Annotated in this window: 18 protein-coding genes; 14 read left to right on the top strand and 4 right to left on the bottom strand. The window is 68.5% G+C overall.

Annotation, left to right across the window (positions count from 1 at the left end):
* Window positions 1–102 precede the first annotated feature (102 nt).
* The 14 genes from tsf (at window position 103) to rnhB (ending at window position 13637) form a co-directional block, all read left to right on the top strand.
* Window positions 103–990 (top strand): translation elongation factor Ts, encoded by an 888-nt coding sequence (tsf, locus tag EBL85_RS14205; protein ID WP_062275515.1) that lies wholly within the window; start codon window positions 103–105, stop codon window positions 988–990.
* 72 nt (window positions 991–1062) lie between these two features.
* Window positions 1063–1791 (top strand): UMP kinase, encoded by a 729-nt coding sequence (gene pyrH, locus EBL85_RS14210; protein ID WP_123140415.1) that lies wholly within the window; start codon window positions 1063–1065, stop codon window positions 1789–1791.
* 1 nt (window position 1792) lies between these two features.
* Window positions 1793–2350, top strand: coding sequence for a ribosome recycling factor (frr, locus tag EBL85_RS14215; RefSeq protein WP_123140414.1), 558 nt, complete (start codon window positions 1793–1795; stop codon window positions 2348–2350).
* 80 nt (window positions 2351–2430) lie between these two features.
* Window positions 2431–3171 (top strand): polyprenyl diphosphate synthase, encoded by a 741-nt coding sequence (gene uppS / locus EBL85_RS14220; RefSeq protein ID WP_223806158.1) that lies wholly within the window; start codon window positions 2431–2433, stop codon window positions 3169–3171.
* Between the two features lie 4 nt (window positions 3172–3175).
* A complete protein-coding gene (locus EBL85_RS14225) occupies window positions 3176–4006 on the top strand; it encodes a phosphatidate cytidylyltransferase (RefSeq protein ID WP_123143255.1) in 831 nt (276 codons plus the stop codon).
* Window positions 4007–5194 (top strand): 1-deoxy-D-xylulose-5-phosphate reductoisomerase, encoded by a 1188-nt coding sequence (ispC, locus tag EBL85_RS14230; RefSeq protein ID WP_123140411.1) that lies wholly within the window; start codon window positions 4007–4009, stop codon window positions 5192–5194.
* A 6-nt stretch (window positions 5195–5200) separates the two neighbouring features.
* Window positions 5201–6565 (top strand): RIP metalloprotease RseP, encoded by a 1365-nt coding sequence (rseP, locus tag EBL85_RS14235; protein WP_123143256.1) that lies wholly within the window; start codon window positions 5201–5203, stop codon window positions 6563–6565.
* A gap of 78 nt (window positions 6566–6643) precedes the next feature.
* Window positions 6644–8974: an outer membrane protein assembly factor BamA gene (bamA, locus tag EBL85_RS14240; RefSeq protein WP_123140409.1), complete on the top strand. Its 2331-nt coding sequence runs from the start codon at window positions 6644–6646 to the stop codon at window positions 8972–8974.
* A gap of 17 nt (window positions 8975–8991) precedes the next feature.
* A complete protein-coding gene (locus EBL85_RS14245) occupies window positions 8992–9513 on the top strand; it encodes an OmpH family outer membrane protein (RefSeq protein WP_123140408.1) in 522 nt (173 codons plus the stop codon).
* 40 nt (window positions 9514–9553) lie between these two features.
* Window positions 9554–10600 carry a UDP-3-O-(3-hydroxymyristoyl)glucosamine N-acyltransferase gene (gene lpxD, locus EBL85_RS14250; protein ID WP_123140407.1) on the top strand — a complete coding sequence of 349 codons (1047 nt, stop codon included), beginning with the start codon at window positions 9554–9556 and terminating at the stop codon, window positions 10598–10600.
* 53 nt (window positions 10601–10653) lie between these two features.
* Window positions 10654–11097, top strand: coding sequence for a 3-hydroxyacyl-ACP dehydratase FabZ (gene fabZ / locus EBL85_RS14255; RefSeq protein WP_123140431.1), 444 nt, complete (start codon window positions 10654–10656; stop codon window positions 11095–11097).
* Window positions 11094–11864: an acyl-ACP--UDP-N-acetylglucosamine O-acyltransferase gene (gene lpxA / locus EBL85_RS14260; RefSeq protein WP_123140406.1), complete on the top strand. Its 771-nt coding sequence runs from the start codon at window positions 11094–11096 to the stop codon at window positions 11862–11864. Before fabZ ends, lpxA begins: the two co-directional genes overlap by 4 nt.
* Before the next feature lie 34 nt (window positions 11865–11898).
* On the top strand, window positions 11899–13056 hold the full coding sequence (lpxB, locus tag EBL85_RS14265) for a lipid-A-disaccharide synthase (RefSeq protein WP_123140405.1): 1158 nt from the start codon (window positions 11899–11901) through the stop codon (window positions 13054–13056).
* Complete coding sequence (gene rnhB / locus EBL85_RS14270; RefSeq protein WP_123140404.1) at window positions 13053–13637, top strand: ribonuclease HII; 585 nt, start codon at window positions 13053–13055, stop codon at window positions 13635–13637. Before lpxB ends, rnhB begins: the two co-directional genes overlap by 4 nt.
* Before the next feature lie 335 nt (window positions 13638–13972).
* Here the strand turns inward: rnhB and EBL85_RS14275 are convergent, their stop codons facing one another.
* The 4 genes from EBL85_RS14275 to EBL85_RS14290 all read right to left on the bottom strand — a co-directional run.
* Window positions 13973–14467, bottom strand: a complete 495-nt coding sequence (locus EBL85_RS14275; RefSeq protein ID WP_123143257.1) for a DUF4124 domain-containing protein — start codon at window positions 14465–14467, stop codon at window positions 13973–13975.
* Window positions 14468–14964: 497 nt separating this feature from the next.
* Window positions 14965–16284: an MFS transporter gene (locus EBL85_RS14280; protein WP_123143258.1), complete on the bottom strand. Its 1320-nt coding sequence runs from the start codon at window positions 16282–16284 to the stop codon at window positions 14965–14967.
* 12 nt (window positions 16285–16296) lie between these two features.
* Window positions 16297–17037, bottom strand: a complete 741-nt coding sequence (locus tag EBL85_RS14285) for an SDR family NAD(P)-dependent oxidoreductase (RefSeq protein ID WP_123140401.1) — start codon at window positions 17035–17037, stop codon at window positions 16297–16299.
* 117 nt (window positions 17038–17154) lie between these two features.
* A partial coding sequence (locus EBL85_RS14290; protein ID WP_148040556.1) for a squalene/phytoene synthase family protein occupies window positions 17155–17724 on the bottom strand: 570 nt, incomplete at its 5' end.

Here is a 17724-nt window from a genome sequence, read left to right on the forward strand (position 1 = left end):
ATCTCACAGATTCCCTGGGCCCGCCGTCATCATGGATGACGGCGGGCCCTTTCCGAGATCCCGAATTCAATCGCCCGCAGGGGCGGCAGAGGTAGCTTAGACATGGCGATTACCGCGGCATTGGTGAAGGAACTGCGCGAGCGCACCGGCGCCGGCATGATGGAGTGCAAGAAGGCGCTGGTCGAGAGCAACGGCGACATCGAGGCAGCCATCGAGGCGATGCGCAAGTCCGGCCAGGCGAAAGCGGCGAAGAAATCCGGCCGTACCGCGGCCGAGGGTGTGGTGATGGTTGCCATCGCCGAGGACGGCAAGCGCGGCGTGCAGCTCGAGGTCAACTGCGAGACCGACTTCGTCGCCAAGGACTCCAACTTCGAGGCCTTCGCCGAGGCCGCCGTGGCCACCGCGCTGAACAGCGACGCGGCCGATGTCGAGGCGCTCGCCGCGCTGCCGCTCGCCGGTGATGCCGAGACCACCGTCGAGGGCGCACGCGCCGCGCTGGTGGCCAAGATCGGCGAGAACGTCCAGCTGCGCCGTCTGGTGCGTTTCGACGACGTCGAGGGTGCCCTCTACAGCTACAGCCACGGCGCGCGTATCGGCGTGGTGGTCGAGCTGGTCGGCGGCGACGCCACCCTGGGCCGCGACATCGCCATGCACGTGGCCGCCAGCAAGCCGCTGTGCGTGAGCGCCGAGCAGGTGCCCGCCGAGACCCTCGAGAAGGAGCGCGAGATCTTCAAGGCTCAGGCGCTCGAGAGCGGCAAGCCCGAGGCGATCGTCGAGAAGATCATCGAGGGCCGGGTGCGCAAGTACCTCGAGGAGATCACCCTGCTCGGTCAGGCCTTCGTCAAGGATCCCGACCAGTCGGTCGAGAAGCTGCTCAAGCAGGCCGGCGCTCAGGTGCGTCGTTTCTCGCGCGTCGAGGTCGGCGAGGGCATCGAGAAGAAGACCGAGAACTTCGCCGAAGAGGTGATGGCTCAGGTTCGCGGCAGCTGATCGTCTGCTGTATCCTGACCGACACTGAAGAAACGCTTTCCCCGATCGCAACCCTGACGAGGTATACCGGGCATGACCGCCGCCGCCCCAGCCTATCGACGCATTCTGCTCAAACTCAGTGGTGAGGCGCTGATGGGTGGGGGAGGACACGGTATCGACCCGGATATCCTCGAGCGCTTTGCGTGCGAGGTCCGCGACCTGGCGGCCGATGGCGTCCAGGTCGCGCTCGTCATCGGCGGGGGCAACATCTTCCGTGGCGCCGGTCTGGCGGCGCGGGGCATGGATCGCGTCACCGGCGACCAGATGGGGATGCTGGCGACGGTGATGAATGCCCTGGCGATGCAGGATGCGCTCGAGCGCCTGGAGGTCTCCTGCCGGGTGATGTCGGCGCTGAAGATCAACCAGGTCTGCGAGGACTACATCCGTCGGCGCGCCATGCGCCATCTCGACAAGGGGCGGGTGGTGATCTTCGCCGCCGGCACCGGCAATCCCTTCTTCACCACCGATTCGGCGGCCAGTCTGCGCGCGATCGAGGTGGGCGCGGAACTGCTGGTCAAGGCGACCAAGGTCGACGGCATCTATTCCGCCGACCCGGTCCAGCACCCCGACGCGGTCTTCTACAGCCGGATCAGCTACGATCAGGCGCTGCGCGAGGGTCTCAAGGTCATGGATACGACGGCGATCGTGCTCTGTCGGGACCATGGAATGCCACTGCGTGTAATGAACATCAACGAGTCGGGTGCCCTGCTGCGGCTGGTCCGCGGCGAGGACATCGGCTCGCTGGTCGTAAGCGGGAACTAACATGATCGACGATATCAAGAAAGACGCTGCAGAACGCATGGCCAAGAGCGTCGAGGCGCTGTCGCACGAGCTGGCGAAGATTCGCACCGGTCGTGCCCACCCCTCGCTGCTCGATCACGTCATGGTCTCCTACTACGGCTCCGATGTGCCGATCCGTCAGGTCGCCAACATCAACGCCGAGGATGCCCGTACCCTGAGCGTGGTGCCCTGGGAGAAGAACCTGGTGCAGGCGATCGAGAAGGCGATCATGCAGTCCGATCTCGGCCTCAACCCGAACTCTGCCGGCACCGTGATCCGCGTACCGATGCCGCCGCTCACCGAAGAGCGTCGTCGCGATCTGATCAAGGTCGCTCGCAGCGAGGCCGAGCAGGCGCGCGTGGCGATCCGCAACATCCGTCGCGACGCCAACAACGAGCTCAAGGAGCTGGTCAAGGAGAAGATGATCTCCGAGGACGACGAGCGTCGTGGTCAGGAGATCGTGCAGAAGCTCACCGATCAGAACGTCAAGGAGATCGATGTCGTCCTCGCCGAGAAGGAAGAGGACCTGATGTCGATCTGACCAGGGGCACGGTGCCAGCCTGTTCAAGTATTGTGGAAACTGTAACGTCTCCCGGCGTCGTCGCCGCCCCCGAGACCCCGGTGCCCGCTCATGTCGCCATCATCATGGACGGCAATGGGCGCTGGGCAAAGCGGCGAGGGATGCCGCGTACAGCTGGTCACCGCGAGGGCGTCAAGAGTGTGCGCGCGGTGGTCGAGGAGAGCGTGCGTCGGGGTGTCGGAACCCTCACCCTGTTCGCCTTCAGTAGCGAGAACTGGCGCCGCCCGCCCTCCGAGGTCAACATCCTCATGGAGCTGTTCATGAGTGCGCTGCGCGGCGAGGTCCGGCGGCTGCACCAGCACGATGTGCGGTTGCGGGTGATCGGCGAGCGCGTCGCCTTCTCCGAGCGGCTCCAGCAACGCATCGCCGAGGCCGAACAGCTGACCGCTGAGAATACCGGTCTCAATCTGCAGGTGGCGGCCAATTACGGCGGGCGTTGGGACATCACCCGCGCTGCGCGCCAACTGGTCGCCGATGTCCAGGCCGGGTCGCTCGATCCCGACAGTATCGACGAGACGGCACTCGCCGAGCGTCTCTCCTTTCCCGATCTCCCCGAGCCCGACCTCTTCATCCGCACCGGCGGCGAGCAGCGTCTGAGCAACTTCATGCTCTGGCAGTCGGCTTACTCGGAACTCTTCTTCAGTCCGGTGCTGTGGCCGGACTTCGATGCCTCGGCCTTTGCCGAGGCGCTCGATTTCTACGCCGGCCGCCAGCGCCGTTTCGGCCGCACCGGCGAGCAGGTCGAGGCACTGAGCGCGGTCGGCCGCTATGGACGGGGTTGATTGCATGGCCGTTGCAACGACAAGCGCGCTGCGCCAGCGCACACTCACCGCGTTGGCACTGGTGCCGCTGGTCATCGGCGCGGTGCTGTGGCTGCCGACGCCACTGTTCGCGCTGGTCCTGGCCGGGGTGATCGGGGTCGGCGCCTGGGAGTGGGCGGCGCTCGCCGGCGTCGCCGGTCAGCGCCTGCGGGCGCTCTATCCGCTGCTGGTGGGCGGCGCCATGGCGCTGCTCTGGCCATTCCCTCAGGGGTTGTTCTGGCTGGCCATCGCCAGCGCGCTGTGGTGGCTGTGGCAGATCCGCCGACTGTTGTCGATGCGCCGGATCGTCCCGGCCGCTGGCGTCGACGGGCGGCTGTTGGCCGTCGGGCTGCTGGTGCTGGTCGCGCCCTGGGCTGCGCTGGTGACACTGCACGACGCCCCCGGTGGGCCGGCGCTGGTGCTCTTCCTGCTCTTCGTCATCTGGAGCGCCGATACCGGCGCCTATTTCGCCGGTCGGCGCTGGGGACGGACCAAGCTCGCCCCGGTGCTCAGTCCCGGCAAGACCCGCGCCGGCGTCTACGGCGGCGTCCTGGGGGCGGTGCTGTGCGCACTGGTGTTCGCCTGGCTCCAGGGGCTCGCGCCGCTGCATGGGCTCCTGCTGTTGTTGATCAGCGCCGCGACCGCGCTGATCTCGGTGGCCGGGGATCTTTACGAAAGCCTGCTCAAGCGCCGCTGTGGCGCAAAGGACTCGGGCCAGCTCCTGCCCGGTCACGGTGGCATGCTCGATCGTATCGACAGCCTGACCGCGGCCGCGCCCCTGTTCCTGTTGGGCACCACCTTGATCGGAGTTCGATAAGTGATAGGCGTGACCGTACTTGGCTCGACGGGGTCGATCGGGGTCAGCACGCTCGACGTGCTCGCCCGCCATCCCGACCGTTTCCGGGCCGTGGCCCTGACCGCCAACACCGATGCCGAGCGCATGGCCGAGCAGTGCCGCGCGCATCGCCCGCTGTTTGCGGTGATGGTCGATGCCGCCGCCGCCGCGCGGTTGCGCGCGCTGCTCGCCGACATGCCCGACCGGCCCGAGGTGCTCGAGGGCGTCGAGGGGCTCGAGCAGGTTGCGGCGATGCCCGAGGCCGACTATGTGATGGCCGCGATCGTCGGTGCCGCCGGGTTGCGCCCGACCCTGGCCGCCGCGCGCGTCGGCAAGCGGGTGCTGCTCGCCAACAAGGAGTCGCTGGTGGTCGCCGGCGCGCTGCTGATGCAGGCCGTCGCCGACAGCGGCGCCGAGCTGCTGCCGATCGACAGCGAGCACAACGCCATCTTCCAGTGCCTGCCGGCGAACTTCGCCGACGGGCTCGAACGCGTCGGCGTCGAGCGCATCCTGCTCACCGCCTCCGGCGGACCCTTCCGCGACTGGCCGCTCGAGCGCCTCGCCGGCGTCACCCCGGAGCAGGCCTGCGCCCACCCGACCTGGGCGATGGGGCGCAAGATCTCGGTCGATTCGGCGACGATGATGAACAAGGGGCTGGAGGTGATCGAGGCCTGCTGGCTGTTCGGTACCGATACCAGTCGTATCCAGGTGGTGGTGCACCCGCAGAGCATGATCCACTCGTTGGTGCAGTACACCGACGGCTCGGTGCTCGCCGAACTCGGCAATCCCGACATGCGCACCCCGATCGCCCACGCCATGGCCTGGCCCGAGCGCTTCGCCTCCGGGGTCGAGCCGCTCGACCTGTTCGCCGTCGCCCGGCTCGATTTCCAGGCCCCGGACTTCGAGCGCTTCCCCTGTCTGGCGCTGGCCTTCCAGGCCGCCGAGCAGGGTGGGACCGCGCCGGCGGTGCTCAACGCCGCCAACGAGGTGGCGGTGGCCGCCTTCCTCGACGGGCGCATCGACTTCCCCGGCATCGCCGCCGTGGTCGGCGGTACCCTCGAGGCCATCCCCAACGTCTCGGTCGAGGGCGTGGACGTCGCCTTCCTGCTCGAGGTCGATCGTCAGGCGCGCGAGCGCGCGGAACTGTTCGTCAGACAGCGGGTCAGCTAGTCGCATATGGACCTCCTCTTCACCATCGCCGCTTTCATCGTCGCCCTCGGGATCCTCATCGCGGTCCACGAGTTCGGTCACTTCTGGGTCGCGCGACGGGTGGGGATCAAGGTCCTGCGCTTCTCCATCGGCTTCGGTCGGCCGCTGTTGCGCTGGCGGCGCGGCGCCGACCAGACCGAATACGTGATCGCCGCCATCCCGCTCGGCGGCTATGTGCGGATGCTCGACGAGCGCGAGGAGGCGGTCGACGAGGCCGAGCTGCATCGCGCCTTCAACCGTCAGCGGCTGTGGAAGCGCAGCGCGGTGGTGGTCGCCGGGCCGCTGTTCAACCTGCTCTTTGCGGTACTCGCCTACTGGGGGCTGTTCGTCGCCGGTGACACTGGGCTGCGCCCGGTGATCGGCGAGGTCGCCGCCGAGTCGGTGGCCGAGCAGGCCGGTTTCGCGCCTGGGGACGAGTTGCTGCGCATCGGTGACCGCCCGGTGCAGAGCTGGGAGACGGCGCTGTTCGCGCTTACCGCCGAGGCGCTCGAGGGTGGGGCGGTGGCGGTCCAGGTGCGCGAGAAGGACGGTGCCGAGGCGGCGCGCGTGTTGCCGGCCGCGGCCCTGGCCTCGATCGCCGAGTCGCCCGATCTGGTCGGCCAGCTCGGGCTCGAGCCCGAGCGCCCGCGGGTGGCGCCGGTGATCGGTCGGGTGGTGGCCGGGGAGCCTGCCGAGCAGGCCGGGTTCATGCCGGGGGATCGCATCCTCAGCGCCGACGGCACCGCCATCGCCGGCTGGCGCGATTGGGTCGACTGGGTGCGTGAGCGTCCGCAGACACCGATCGCCGTCGAGATCGTGCGTGCTGGTGAGCCGCTGTCGCTGACGGTGATCCCGCGTGCGGTGGAGGATGCCGAGGGCGGGCGTACTGGGCGCATCGGCGCCGGCGTGGAGATGCCCGAGGACCTGATGGCCGACTATCGTGTCGAGGTCCACTACGGGCCGATCGAGGCACTGGTCAAGGCCGCCGACAAGACCCTGGACACCAGCGTGATGATGCTCAAGGTGGTCGGGCGGATGCTGGTCGGCCAGGCCTCGGTGGAGAACCTCAGCGGCCCGATCACCATCGCCGAGACCGCCGGACGGACCGCCAGCTACGGGCTCGATGCCTTCGTCAAGTTCCTCGCCGTGGTCAGCATCAGTCTCGGCGTGCTCAACCTGTTGCCGATCCCGATGCTCGACGGCGGCCATCTGGTCTACTTCCTGATCGAGTGGGTCAAGGGCAGTCCCGTCTCCGAGGGCGCCCAGGTGCAGGCGCAGAAGGTCGGTCTGGTGCTGCTGGCGGGGTTGATGTCACTCGCCTTTTACGTCGATCTCTCCCGGCTCTTTGGCTAGACCCGCTCGATCCCTTATACTAGCGCCCCTCGACCGTCGACTGCGTCGCACACTCGGCTCGATCCAGAGGACTCTCTCTTGCGCGCGATATCTCCGAATCCACGCGGCCGCGTCCGGCGACCGATCCTGCTGCTCGTCCTGCTGCTGACGATGCCCGTCTCGGCGCTGGCCGAGGTGTTCCAGATTGCCGACATCCGTGTCGAGGGGCTGCAACGCATCGCCCCCGGCACGGTGTTCAACTACCTGCCCGTCCAGGTCGGCGACACCGTTGGTGACGGCGTCACCGGCGGCATCATCCGCTCGCTCTATCGCACCGGTTTCTTCGATGACGTCCGCGTCGAGCGCGACGGCAACGTGCTGGTGCTGTGGGTGCGCGAGCGTCCGGCGATCGCCGAGATCGAGATCGTCGGCAACAAGGACATCGAGACCGAGGCGCTCGACTCCGCGCTCGCCGACATCGGCCTCAAGGAAGGGCGGGTGTTCAACCGCTCGGTGCTCGATCGCATCGAGCAGGAACTCGAGCGCCAGTACTTCGCCCGCGGCAAGTACGGCGTGTTGGTGCAGTCGACCGTCTCGCCGCTCGAGCGCAACCGGGTGGCGGTGCGCATCGAGATCACCGAGGGGCTGACCGCGCGCATCAAGCAGATCAACATCATCGGTAACGATGCCTTCAGCGAGAAGGCGCTGCGTCAGCAGTTCGAGCTGGGGCCGACGCGCTGGAGCTCGTTCTACTCGAAGAACGACCAGTACTCCAAGCAGAAGCTCGCCGGTGACCTGGAGCGGCTGCGCGCCTTCTATCTCGATCGCGGCTACATCAAGTTCGAGATCAAGTCGACCCAGGTCTCGATCAGCGCCGACAAGAAGGAGATCTATGTCACCGTCGTCATCGACGAGGGTGAGCCCTACCGCATCAGCGACATCCAGCTCGCCGGCGAGCCCTCGGTGCCGACCGAGAAGCTCTTCCCGCTGATCGAGCTCACACGCGGCGATCTGTTCTCGCGCAAGCACGTCACCGAGAGCGCCGAGCGCATCTCCAACCTGCTCGGCGACGAGGGCTATGCCTTCGCCAACGTCAACACCGTGCCCGAGATCGACGAGGAGTCGCACGAGGTGGCGGTGACCTTCTTCGTCGACCCGGGCAAGCGCGTCTATGTCCGTCGCGTCAACATGAAGGGCAACACCCGCACCCGTGACGAGGTGTTGCGGCGCGAGATGCGCCAGCTCGAGACCGCCTGGTTCTCCGCCGATCTGGTGCGCAAGTCGCGCGAGCGGCTGCAGCGTCTCGGCTACTTCGACGATGTCAGCATCGAGACCCCGCCGGTCCCGGGCTCGCCCGATCAGGTCGACGTCGACGTCACCGTCGAGGAGAAGCCCGCGGGCAACCTCGCCGCCGGTATCGGCTTCTCGCAGTCGCAGGGCATCCTGCTCAACGCCAGCGTCACCCAGAACAACTTCCTCGGCACCGGCAAGCGCGTGGCGCTGGCCTTCAACACCAGTACCGCCAACCGTCGCTATCAGCTCGCCTACACCAATCCGTACTACACGGTCGATGGCATCAGTCGCGGCTTCAACCTCTCCTACCAGGAGACCGACTACGACGAGCTGATCGGCGCCGACTACTCCACCGACGTCGGTGTCGCCGGCTTCTCCTTCGGGTTGCCGATCTCCGACACCAGCCGCGCCGGTCTCGGTCTGCGCTACCAGTACACCGACTTCTCGCCGGGCGAGTCGGAGCTGGCCGATGAGTTCGTCGCGCGCAACGGGCACACCTTCAACGACTTCGTGCTCTCTGCCAACTACTCCAGCGACTCGCGTGACACCGCGCTGTTCCCGACCCGCGGCGCGCTGCGCACCCTGCGCGCCGAGGTCGCTCTCCCGGGCAGCGATCTGGAGTACTACAAGCTCACCTACAAGGAGCAGATCTACATCCCGCTGACCTCGCGCTTCGTCTTCTCGTTGAGCGGCGACCTCGCCTACGGCGACGGTTACGGCGAGATCGATTATCTGCCCTTCTTCGAGAACTTCTACGCCGGTGGTCCGCGCTCGGTGCGTGGCTGGCAGGCCAACACACTCGGCCCGCGCGAGCTCAGTACCAACGACCCGGTCGGCGGCAATCTCAAGCTGGTCGGCAGCATCGAGCTGTTCGCCCCGCCGCCGGTCGGCGGCGAGTTCGAGAAGACGCTGCGGCTCGGCGCCTTCTTCGACTTCGGCAACGTCTGGTTGACCGATGACTCCTCGCTGGTCGACAACACCGGCTTCGACCTCGGCGATCTGCGCTACTCGGCCGGTCTGTCGGTGAGCTGGCTCTCGCCGGTCGGGGCGCTGTCGGTGAGCGTGGCCTATCCGCTCAACGAGAAGGATGGCGACGAGACCCAGGTGTTCCAGTTCGGATTCGGTCAGACCTTCTGATCCAGGGGAGGGTACCCGTGAATTTCCGTCTCATCGTCTCGATCGTCCTGCTGCTGGTCGCCACCCAGGCCCTGGCCGAGGACGCCGTCGAGGGCTACCGTATCGCGGTGGTCGACCCCAATCGGGTGGTCGAGCAGTCGCCCCAGTATGATGCCGCGGGCGATGCCCTGCAGCGTGAGCTCGAGGAGCGCGAACGCACCCTGCGCGAGCAGCAGGAGCAGGTCGCCGCGCTGCAGCGCAAGCTCGAGCGCGACGGCGCGCTGATGAGCGAGAGCGAGATCCAGCGGCTGCAGAACGACATCCGTAGCCGCACCCGCAAGCTGAAGTACGCCCGCGACGAGTTCCAGGAGGACTTCGTGCTGCGTCAGAACGAGCTTCGCACCAAGCTGGCCCGCCAGGTCCAGGAGGTGGTGGTCGAGCTGGCCAAGGAGCAGGATATCGATCTGGTGATCACCGAGGGCGTGGTCTATTTCAGTGATCGTATCGATATCTCCGATCTGGTCATCGAGCGCCTCAAGGCGGAGTTCGAAAAACGGTGACCGACGCCTTGTGCGCGCCGGCCGCCCAGAGGTGAATCCCTTGGAAATCAGTCTGAAAGAACTCGCGGCACGCCTCGGCGTGCCTGTGCGTGGTGATGGTGCCGTCCGTCTCGCGCGTGTCGCGCGGCTGACCGATGCGACCGCGGACAGCCTGAGCTTTCTCGGCGATCGCAAGTACCGTCGTCACCTCGCCGAGACCCGCGCCGGTGCGGTGATCCTCACCGAGGCCGATGCCGAGCACGCCGCGGTGCCGGTGCTGATCAGCGATAACCCCTATCTCACCTATGCCCGTGCCGCGCGCATCCTCCATCCGCGCGAACCGGTCGTCGGCGGCGTGCATCCGAGCGCGGTCGTCGACCCCGCCGCGCGGATCGATCCCAGCGCCTGGGTCGGCCCGCTCTCCGTGGTCGAGGCCGAGGCCGAGATCGGTCCCGGGGTGTTTGTCGGGCCGAGCTGCGTGATCGGGCGCGGGGTGCGCATCGGCGCCGAGTCGCGTCTGGTCGCCCGGGTCACCCTGTGCGAGGGTGCGGTGGTCGGCGCGCGGGCGCTGCTCCATCCCGGCGCGGTGATCGGACGCGAGGGCTTCGGTTTCGCCAAGGACGGCGAGCGCTGGGAGCGCATCCCCCAGGTCGGGCGGGCGGTGCTCGGCGATGACGTCGAGATCGGCGCCAACACCTCGGTCGATCGCGGTGCGATCGGCGACACCCTGATCGGCGACGGGGTCAAGCTGGATAATCACATCCAGATCGGCCACAACGTCGAAATTGGCGACAATACCGCCATCGCCGCCAACACCGGGATCTCGGGCTCGACCCGGATCGGACGCAACTGCACCATCGCCGGTGCCGTCGGCATGGCCGGCCACCTCGAGATCGGCGACAACGTCCACTTCACCGGGATGGCCATGGTCACCCGCTCCTTCCCCGAGCCCGGGCTCTACAGCAGCGGTGTCCCGGCGATGCCGAGCGCGGATTGGCGGCGTAACGTGGCGCGCTTCAGACATCTCGACGAGCTGACGCGCCGAATCAAACAGCTAGAGACACACATCGAAACAATGAAACAGACAACAGGGCAGGGGGGTTGCTAATGGCGGGATCTCAGGTTGTGGCGGATTCCGCGCAGATGCAGGAAGCGGGCAAGATGATGGACATCCACAAGGTGATGAGTCTGCTGCCGCATCGCTATCCCTTCCTGCTGGTCGATCGGGTGCTCGACTACAAGGTCGACGAGTATCTGATCGCGATGAAGAACGTCTCCATCAACGAGCCCTTCTTCACCGGCCACTTCCCGGTGCGTCCGGTGATGCCGGGCGTGCTGATCGTCGAGGCCATGGCCCAGGCCACGGGGCTCTTGGCGATGGCCTCACGTCCCGAACAGGTCGGCGAGAAATCGCTCTACTACTTCGTCGGCATCGACAAGGCCCGCTTCAAGCGCCCGGTCGAGCCTGGTGATCAGCTGATCATGGAGGTGCGACTGGGTCCGGTGCGTCGTGGCATCTGGAAGTTCGACGGCGAGGCCCGGGTCGATGACCAGGTGGTCGCCACCGCCGAGATCATGTGTACCGCCCGGGACTTCACTGCTTGATCCATCCCAGCGCCCTCGTTGACCCGGGCGCCCGCCTCGACCCCGGGGTCGAGGTCGGCCCCTTCGCGGTGATCGGCCCCGAGGTCGAGATCGGCGCCGGGACCCGGATCGGTCCGCACGCGGTGGTGCGCGGGCCGACCCGGATCGGGCGCGACAACCGCATCTTCCAATTCACCTCGATCGGCGAGGATCCGCAGGACAAGAAATACGCCGGCGAGCCGACCCGGTTGGAGATCGGCGATCGCAACCAGGTCCGCGAGTTCGTCACCATCCATCGCGGCACCGTTCAGGACCAGGGCGTCACCCGCATCGGCGACGACAACCTGCTGATGGCCTACACCCACGTCGCCCACGACTGCCGTATCGGCAACGACGTGATCATGGCCAATGCCGCCTCGCTCGGCGGTCATGTCGAGGTGCAGGACTGGGCGATCCTCGGCGGTTTCACCATCGTCCACCAGTTTACCCGCATCGGCGCCCACAGCTTCTGTGCCATGGGCTCGGTGCTCGGGCGCGATGTGCCGCCCTATGTCACCGTCGGCGGTCATCCCGCAGCGCCCCACGGCATCAACAGCGAGGGGCTGCGTCGGCGCGGTTTCGAGCCGGCGGCCATCCAGGCGATCAAGCGAGCCTATCGCAGCCTGTATCTCGCCGGACTCAGACGCGAGGAGGCGCTCGAGCGCATCGCCGCGATGACCACCGAGACCCCCGAGCTGCGCCCACTGATCGACTTCATCGCCGCCAGCGCGCGCGGCATCGTGCGCTGACCTCGGGTCGCGCCCCCTCGCGGAGTCCTCTGTCATGCTGACCATCGGCATCGTCGCCAATGAACCCTCGGGCGACCTGCTCGGCGCCGCCGTGGTGCGCGAGCTGCAACGCCAGCTCGGTGACACCCGGGTGCGCTTCGTCGGTGTCGCCGGACCACGGATGCAGGCGCTCGGCTGCGAGAGCCTGTTCGAGATGGAGCGGCTCTCGGTGATGGGCCTGACCGAGGTGCTCGGCCAGCTGCGCGAGCTGCTCGGGCTGCGTCGCGAGCTGCTGCGCTTCATGCTGCGCGAGCGCCCGGCGGTGCTGATCGGGGTCGACGCCCCGGACTTCAACCTCGGGCTCGAGCGGCGCGCGCGGCACGCCGGCATCCGCACCGTGCACCTGGTCAGCCCCACCGTCTGGGCCTGGCGACCGGGGCGGGTCAAGGGGATCCGCCGCGCCGTCGACCTGATGCTCAGCATCTTCCCCTTCGAGGAGCGCTTCCTGCGCGAGCACGGCGTGCCGGCACGCTATGTCGGTCACCCGCTGGCCGACGAGATCCCGTTCGAGGTCGATCGCGCAGCCGCCCGCGCCGAGCTCGGGCTCGACCCCGAGGCGCCGCTGGTGGCGCTGCTCCCGGGCAGTCGTCTGGGCGAGGTCGAGCGCCTCGCCGCGCCCTTCATCGAGACCGCCCGCGCGGCCCATGCCGCGCGGCCCGAACTGCGTTTCGTGGTGCCGCTGATCAACGCCCGGGTCGGCGAGCGCTTCCGTGCCGAGCTGCAGCGCTGCGCCCCCGAACTCCCCCTGACCCTGCTCGAGGGCCAGGGGCGCGAGGCGATGAGCGCCGCCGATGTGGTGCTCACCGCCTCGGGGACCGCCACCCTCGAGGCGCTGCTGCTCGGGCGGCCGATGCTGGTCGGCTACCGTCTCCACCCGCTGACCTATCACCTGGTCAAGCAGCTCGGGCTGGTCAAGGTGCCGCACATCGCCATGGCCAACCTGCTCGCCGGGCGCGAACTCGCCCCCGAGTTCGTGCAGTCGCGCTGTCGCGCCGAGCTGCTCGCCCCGGCGCTGCTCGAGCTGCTCGACGATCACGCGCGCCGCGCCGAGATCGAGCGCGAGTACGCCCGTATCCACCGTGACCTGCGCTGCGACGCCGCCCGCGAGGCCGCGCGCGCAGTGCTCGACCTGATCGGAGAGACCCCGAGATGACCGCCCCCGTCCTCACCGCCGGCGTCGACGAGGCCGGCCGCGGCCCGCTCGCCGGCCCGGTCGCCGCCGCCGCGGTGATCCTCGACCCCAGTCGCCCGATCGCCGGACTCGACGACTCCAAGCGACTCAGCGCCAAGCGCCGAGAGGCGCTCTACGACGCCATCCGCGAGCGCGCCCTGGCCTGGTCGCTGGCCTGGGGCAGCGTCGAGGAGATCGAGACACTCAACATCCTCCACGCCTCGATGCTGGCGATGCGTCGCGCCGTCGAGGGGCTCGCCACCGCCCCCGGTCTGGTGCTGGTCGACGGCAATCGCTGCCCGGAGCTGCCCGCGGGGCTGGAGGCGCGCGCCGTGGTCGGCGGTGATGCGCTGGTGCCCGAGATCGCCGCCGCCTCGATCATCGCCAAGGTTGCGCGCGACCGGCTGATGCTCGACTACGAGCGCGACTACCCCGGCTACGGCTTCGCCGGCCACAAGGGCTATCCCACCCGCGCCCATATCGAGGCCCTCCAGCGCCTCGGCCCCTGTCCCACCCACCGCCGCGGCTTCGGCCCGGTCAAGCGACTGCTCGAGACGGAGTGATCGGGGCGGGGGGAAAGCCGTCAGCGGATTGAACCGCAAAGCCGCAAAGGACGCGAAGGGGAATAAGCCGCCAGCGATCAGCCGCCAGTGGGTACGGACCCGCGCCGCCAGTGGCCTCACGCCGACATCACACATCATGTACTTTGCGCGCTTCGCGGCTTTGCGGTTCGAACCAGCTTCCAGCGATCAGCTTCCAGCCTCCAGTCGGGGAGGCTGGTGTTGCATGGTCGGCGGTTGACGGACAAGACGGTATCTTTGCGGTTCAATCCTGCTGGCTGCTGGCTGCTGGCTGCTGGCTGCTGGCTGCTGGCTGCTGGCTGCTTCGTCTCGCCGTACTATCCCGGGTGCGGGGTCAGCCGAAAGCCGGGCTTGGTCTCGGGTTCCGGTTCGGGCGGTTCCGGTCGGGGGTGGGGTGGTCGCACCCAGGGTGGCGGGCGATGCGGCGGTGGGGTGAGGTAGATCGCTGGTGGGGCCGTCGGACGTGCCGCCTCGATCTCGGCGCGGCGCTCGGCCGCCGCCGCGCGGCGCTCCTCGGCCTCGACGCGTCGCTCCTCGAGTTTGCGCGCCCGGCGCTCCTCGGCCTCGGCGCGATCGCGCGCGCGTTCCTGCTCCAATTGCGCGCGGATGCGTGCGGCGCGTGCCTCGGAGGCCGCGGCCTCGGTGCGGTCGACCGGCTCGGTCTCGATCCGGCGCGCGTGCTCGCCACGCTCGCAAGGCGATTGCTGATAGCGCACCCCGGTTTCGTCCTCGCAACGATAGACCTCCGCCCGTACCGGCGCGTAACAGCATGCTGCGATCACCAGCAGTCGCAGGTGACGGGATCGGGACATGATGCCTCCAGCGCTCCGATGACGGTCTGTCGAGCATAAGGAATTTTTCAGCCTCCAGCCTCCAGCCTCCAGCCTCCAGCCTCCAGTGGATTGAACCGCAAAGCCGCGAAGAACGCGAAGCGGTTCAAGGTGCCGGCGATCAGCTACCAGCTACCAGCTACCAGCTACCAGCTACCAGCTACCAGCTACCAGCTACCAGCTACCAGCTACCAGCTACCAGGGGATTGAACCGCGAAGACACCAAGGACGCAAAGGGGAATAAGCCGCCAGCCTCCAGTCGCCAGCGGATTGAACCGCAAAGCCGCGAAGCACGCGAAGCGGTTCAGGTTGACGGCGACCAGCCGCCAGCGGCTGTCTGTCCTCAAACACTGGCGCCCAAGCCGTGCTGTTGTCGAGGGCGCTCGCCCGTGGCGACTGGAGGCTGACTGCTGGAGGCTTTTTTCTCCTGCGCGCCCTTTGCGGCTTTGCGGTTCAACCTTTCCGGTCGGTGGCCACGTTCAGTCAGGCTCCGAGACCTCGCGTAGCCGCATGACGTAGAGCGCGGCGAACAGCGCGCCGAGGGCGAGGGCGAGGATCACGCTGGCCGCGCCGTAGTAGTCGCCGAGCACGCCGATCAGGCCGCCGGCGAGCATCACCACGCCGATCACGGTGTTGCTGACCGCAACCATGGCCGCACGGGTCTCGCTGGTGGCCATGTCGACCAGATAGACCTTGCGGCCGAGCCGCACCCCGGCGTGGGCGATGCCGAGCACCAGGAAGAGTCCGGCGAAGGCCAGCGGGTCGGCGAGCAGCGGGCTGGCGCTGGTCGCCAGCGCCCAGGTCAGCAGCCCGGTCGCGCCGGCCAGGGCGGCGGCGAGGGCCATCGCCAGACGCGCCGAGCGGTCGCCGAGCCGTCCCCACAGCGGTGCGCTGAGGCTGCCGGCGATACCGTTGGCGATGATCAGCAGCCCGAGGCCGGAGAGGTCGCCGCCGCTCTGCGCCTGTGCCAGCAGGACGTAGAAGGGCGGGGCGAGGGCGACGCTCAGCAGTGCCGAGCGGGCGATCACGAAGCGGCGGAAGTCGGCGTCGCTGCGCAGCAGACCGATGCTCTCGAGCGCGGTCGCGATGGCGTTGCCGCCGCCCTCGGTGGCGCCGGGCTGTTCACGGATCGACCGGAACACCAGGGCGCCGAGCAGGAAGCAGAGCGCGCCGCCGAGCAGCAGGGCGACGAAGATCAGGATATTGGCGTGGGCGTCGGCGACGAACTGCAGATAGAGACCGAGCGCCAGGGTGGCGAGCCCGGCGATCCCCGCCGAGAGCCCCATCAGGTTGCCGCGCCTGGACTTGGAGACGGTCTTGCCGAGGACGTCCTTGGCCGAGACCGAGCACAGCCCGCGCGCCAGGCTGAAGACCACCAGCAGCGCGATGATGGTCCAGCCGGCGAGCGCGCCCTCCAGGGTCAGCGCGGCGACGGCCATCAGCGCCAGGGCCAGCGCCGAGAGCACCGAGCCGAGGATCCACACCCCCTTGCGCAGCGGCAGGCGGCGGATGTAGGCGGCCACCGCCAGCTGTGGCAACAGCACCCCGGCCTCGCGGATCGGCACCAGCAGGCCGACCAGCAGCCCGGGGGCGCCGAGATAGCCGAACAGCCAGGGCAGGATCAGCTTGGCGCTGGAGAGTTCGTCGGCGACCTTGCTCATCAGGTTGGCGCCGAGATAGACGAAGAAGTTGCGCGGCTGATCGTTGCACGAGGCGCTGGGGATGTCCTTGCAGACACGGGCGTCCTCGTCGCCGGTGATCAGGTCGTAGAGTCCCTCGATCGGGTGGGTCTTGCTCATCACCGCGTCCCGTCAGGCCGTCGGCTGGGCCTGGATGCGCTGCCCGGTGATGCCGCGCCCGGCGGGGCCGAGCAGACGCAGATAGGGCTCGACCACGCTCTCCGGGGCGGGGTGCTGCATCGGGTCCTCGCCGGGATAGAGGGTCGCGCGCATGGCGCAGCGCACCACCCCGGGGTCGATGCTGTTGACGCGGATCTGGCCGGCCTCGCTGGTCTCCTCGGCGAGCACCTGCATCAGCCCCTCGAGGCCGAACTTGGCGGCGGCGAAGGCGCCCCAGTAGGCCTTGCCGGTCTGGCCGACGCGATCGCTGGTGAACACCACCGAGGGGTCGGCGGCGGCGCGCAGCAGCGGCAGACAGGCCTGGGTGAGCATGAAGGGGGCGGTGAGGTTGACCTTGAGCACCCGCTCCCAGTCCTCGGCGTCGTAGTCGTCGATGCGGCTGAGGTAGGGGGTGAAGGCGGCGCAGTGGGCGAGCCCGTCGAGCCGCCCGAAGGTGTCGCCGAGGATGTTGGCCACGGCGATGTAGTCATCCGCGGTGGCCGCCTCGGGGTCGATCGGCAGGATCGCCGGCTGCGGGTGCCCGGCCGCCTCGATGGCGTCGTAGACGGGATCGAGTTCGTGCTCGTCGATCGCCGAGAGCACCACGGTGGCGCCGGCCTCGGCGGCGGCCATGGCGACGGCGCGACCGATGCCCTCGAGCGCGCCGGTGACCAGGATGACGCGGTCCTGGAGTGGTTGGTTCTGTTGTTCCATGGGTCGTGTCTCTCGCTGACTGTTTGGGTCCGCCCCGAGCGCTTGCGGCGCCCGGGTCGATGGATGCGAATGATGCGACAAGACGCCGCCCGTGGCATTGCGTCTTGCCGGTATGGCTCAGCGCCGTTGCTCGCGCCAGGCGTGCCAGAGCTTGCGCAGCGGGGGCAGGGCGATGCGCTGGTCGATTACGGCGTAGTCGCTGGCGGCGAGTTCTGCGGCGAGCACCCGGGCGAGACGGGCGCGGATGCGCACGCTGCGGGCGCGACAGGTGCCGCGCTGGGCCTCGGCACGCAGTTGTTCGGCACGCTCGGCGGTGGTCGCGAGCAGCGTCGGCAGTCGTTCGGGCAACTGCCCCTGGTCGCTTGGCAGCAGGTCGGCACTGATGAAGTCGAGCTGGCCGCGGCGCCACCACCAGCCGCCGTCGCGGATCCCGGCGATCAGCCGGCAATAGGCGCCGAGCGCTCGTGCCTCGCGCAGCGACTCGGGCGAGCGCTCGCCCTCGCAGCGGGCGAGCAGCTCGAACAGTGCGCCGAGGTCGGTCTCGGCGTGCGCGGCCAGGGCCGCGAAGTGCGGCGGGCAGGGCGCGGCGAGGCGCGCGTCCTGGTGCGCGATCACCTCGATGAAGGGCTCGAGCGGCAGCGCCTGCTCGGCGATCAGCGCCGCCAGCGGCGCGCCGAGCGGGTGGGT

Origin of the sequence: Marichromatium sp. AB32, from assembly GCF_003718675.1 — a bacterium.
Taxonomy (GTDB): domain Bacteria; phylum Pseudomonadota; class Gammaproteobacteria; order Chromatiales; family Chromatiaceae; genus Marichromatium; species Marichromatium gracile.

Bases quoted from the DNA above. Each gene is read 5' to 3' on its own strand.
- EBL85_RS14280 (WP_123143258.1), bottom strand. From the start codon at position 16,284: ATGAGCAAGACCCACCCGATCGAGGGACTCTACGACCTGATCACCGGC.
- pyrH (WP_123140415.1), top strand. From the start codon at position 1,063: ATGACCGCCGCCGCCCCAGCCTATCGACGCATTCTGCTCAAACTCAGT.
- rseP (WP_123143256.1), top strand. From the start codon at position 5,201: ATGGACCTCCTCTTCACCATCGCCGCTTTCATCGTCGCCCTCGGGATC.
- rnhB (WP_123140404.1), top strand. From the start codon at position 13,053: ATGACCGCCCCCGTCCTCACCGCCGGCGTCGACGAGGCCGGCCGCGGC.
- frr (WP_123140414.1), top strand. From the start codon at position 1,793: ATGATCGACGATATCAAGAAAGACGCTGCAGAACGCATGGCCAAGAGC.
- lpxB (WP_123140405.1), top strand. From the start codon at position 11,899: ATGCTGACCATCGGCATCGTCGCCAATGAACCCTCGGGCGACCTGCTC.
- fabZ (WP_123140431.1), top strand. From the start codon at position 10,654: ATGATGGACATCCACAAGGTGATGAGTCTGCTGCCGCATCGCTATCCC.
- tsf (WP_062275515.1), top strand. From the start codon at position 103: ATGGCGATTACCGCGGCATTGGTGAAGGAACTGCGCGAGCGCACCGGC.
- EBL85_RS14275 (WP_123143257.1), bottom strand. From the start codon at position 14,467: ATGTCCCGATCCCGTCACCTGCGACTGCTGGTGATCGCAGCATGCTGT.
- EBL85_RS14285 (WP_123140401.1), bottom strand. From the start codon at position 17,037: ATGGAACAACAGAACCAACCACTCCAGGACCGCGTCATCCTGGTCACC.
- EBL85_RS14225 (WP_123143255.1), top strand. From the start codon at position 3,176: ATGGCCGTTGCAACGACAAGCGCGCTGCGCCAGCGCACACTCACCGCG.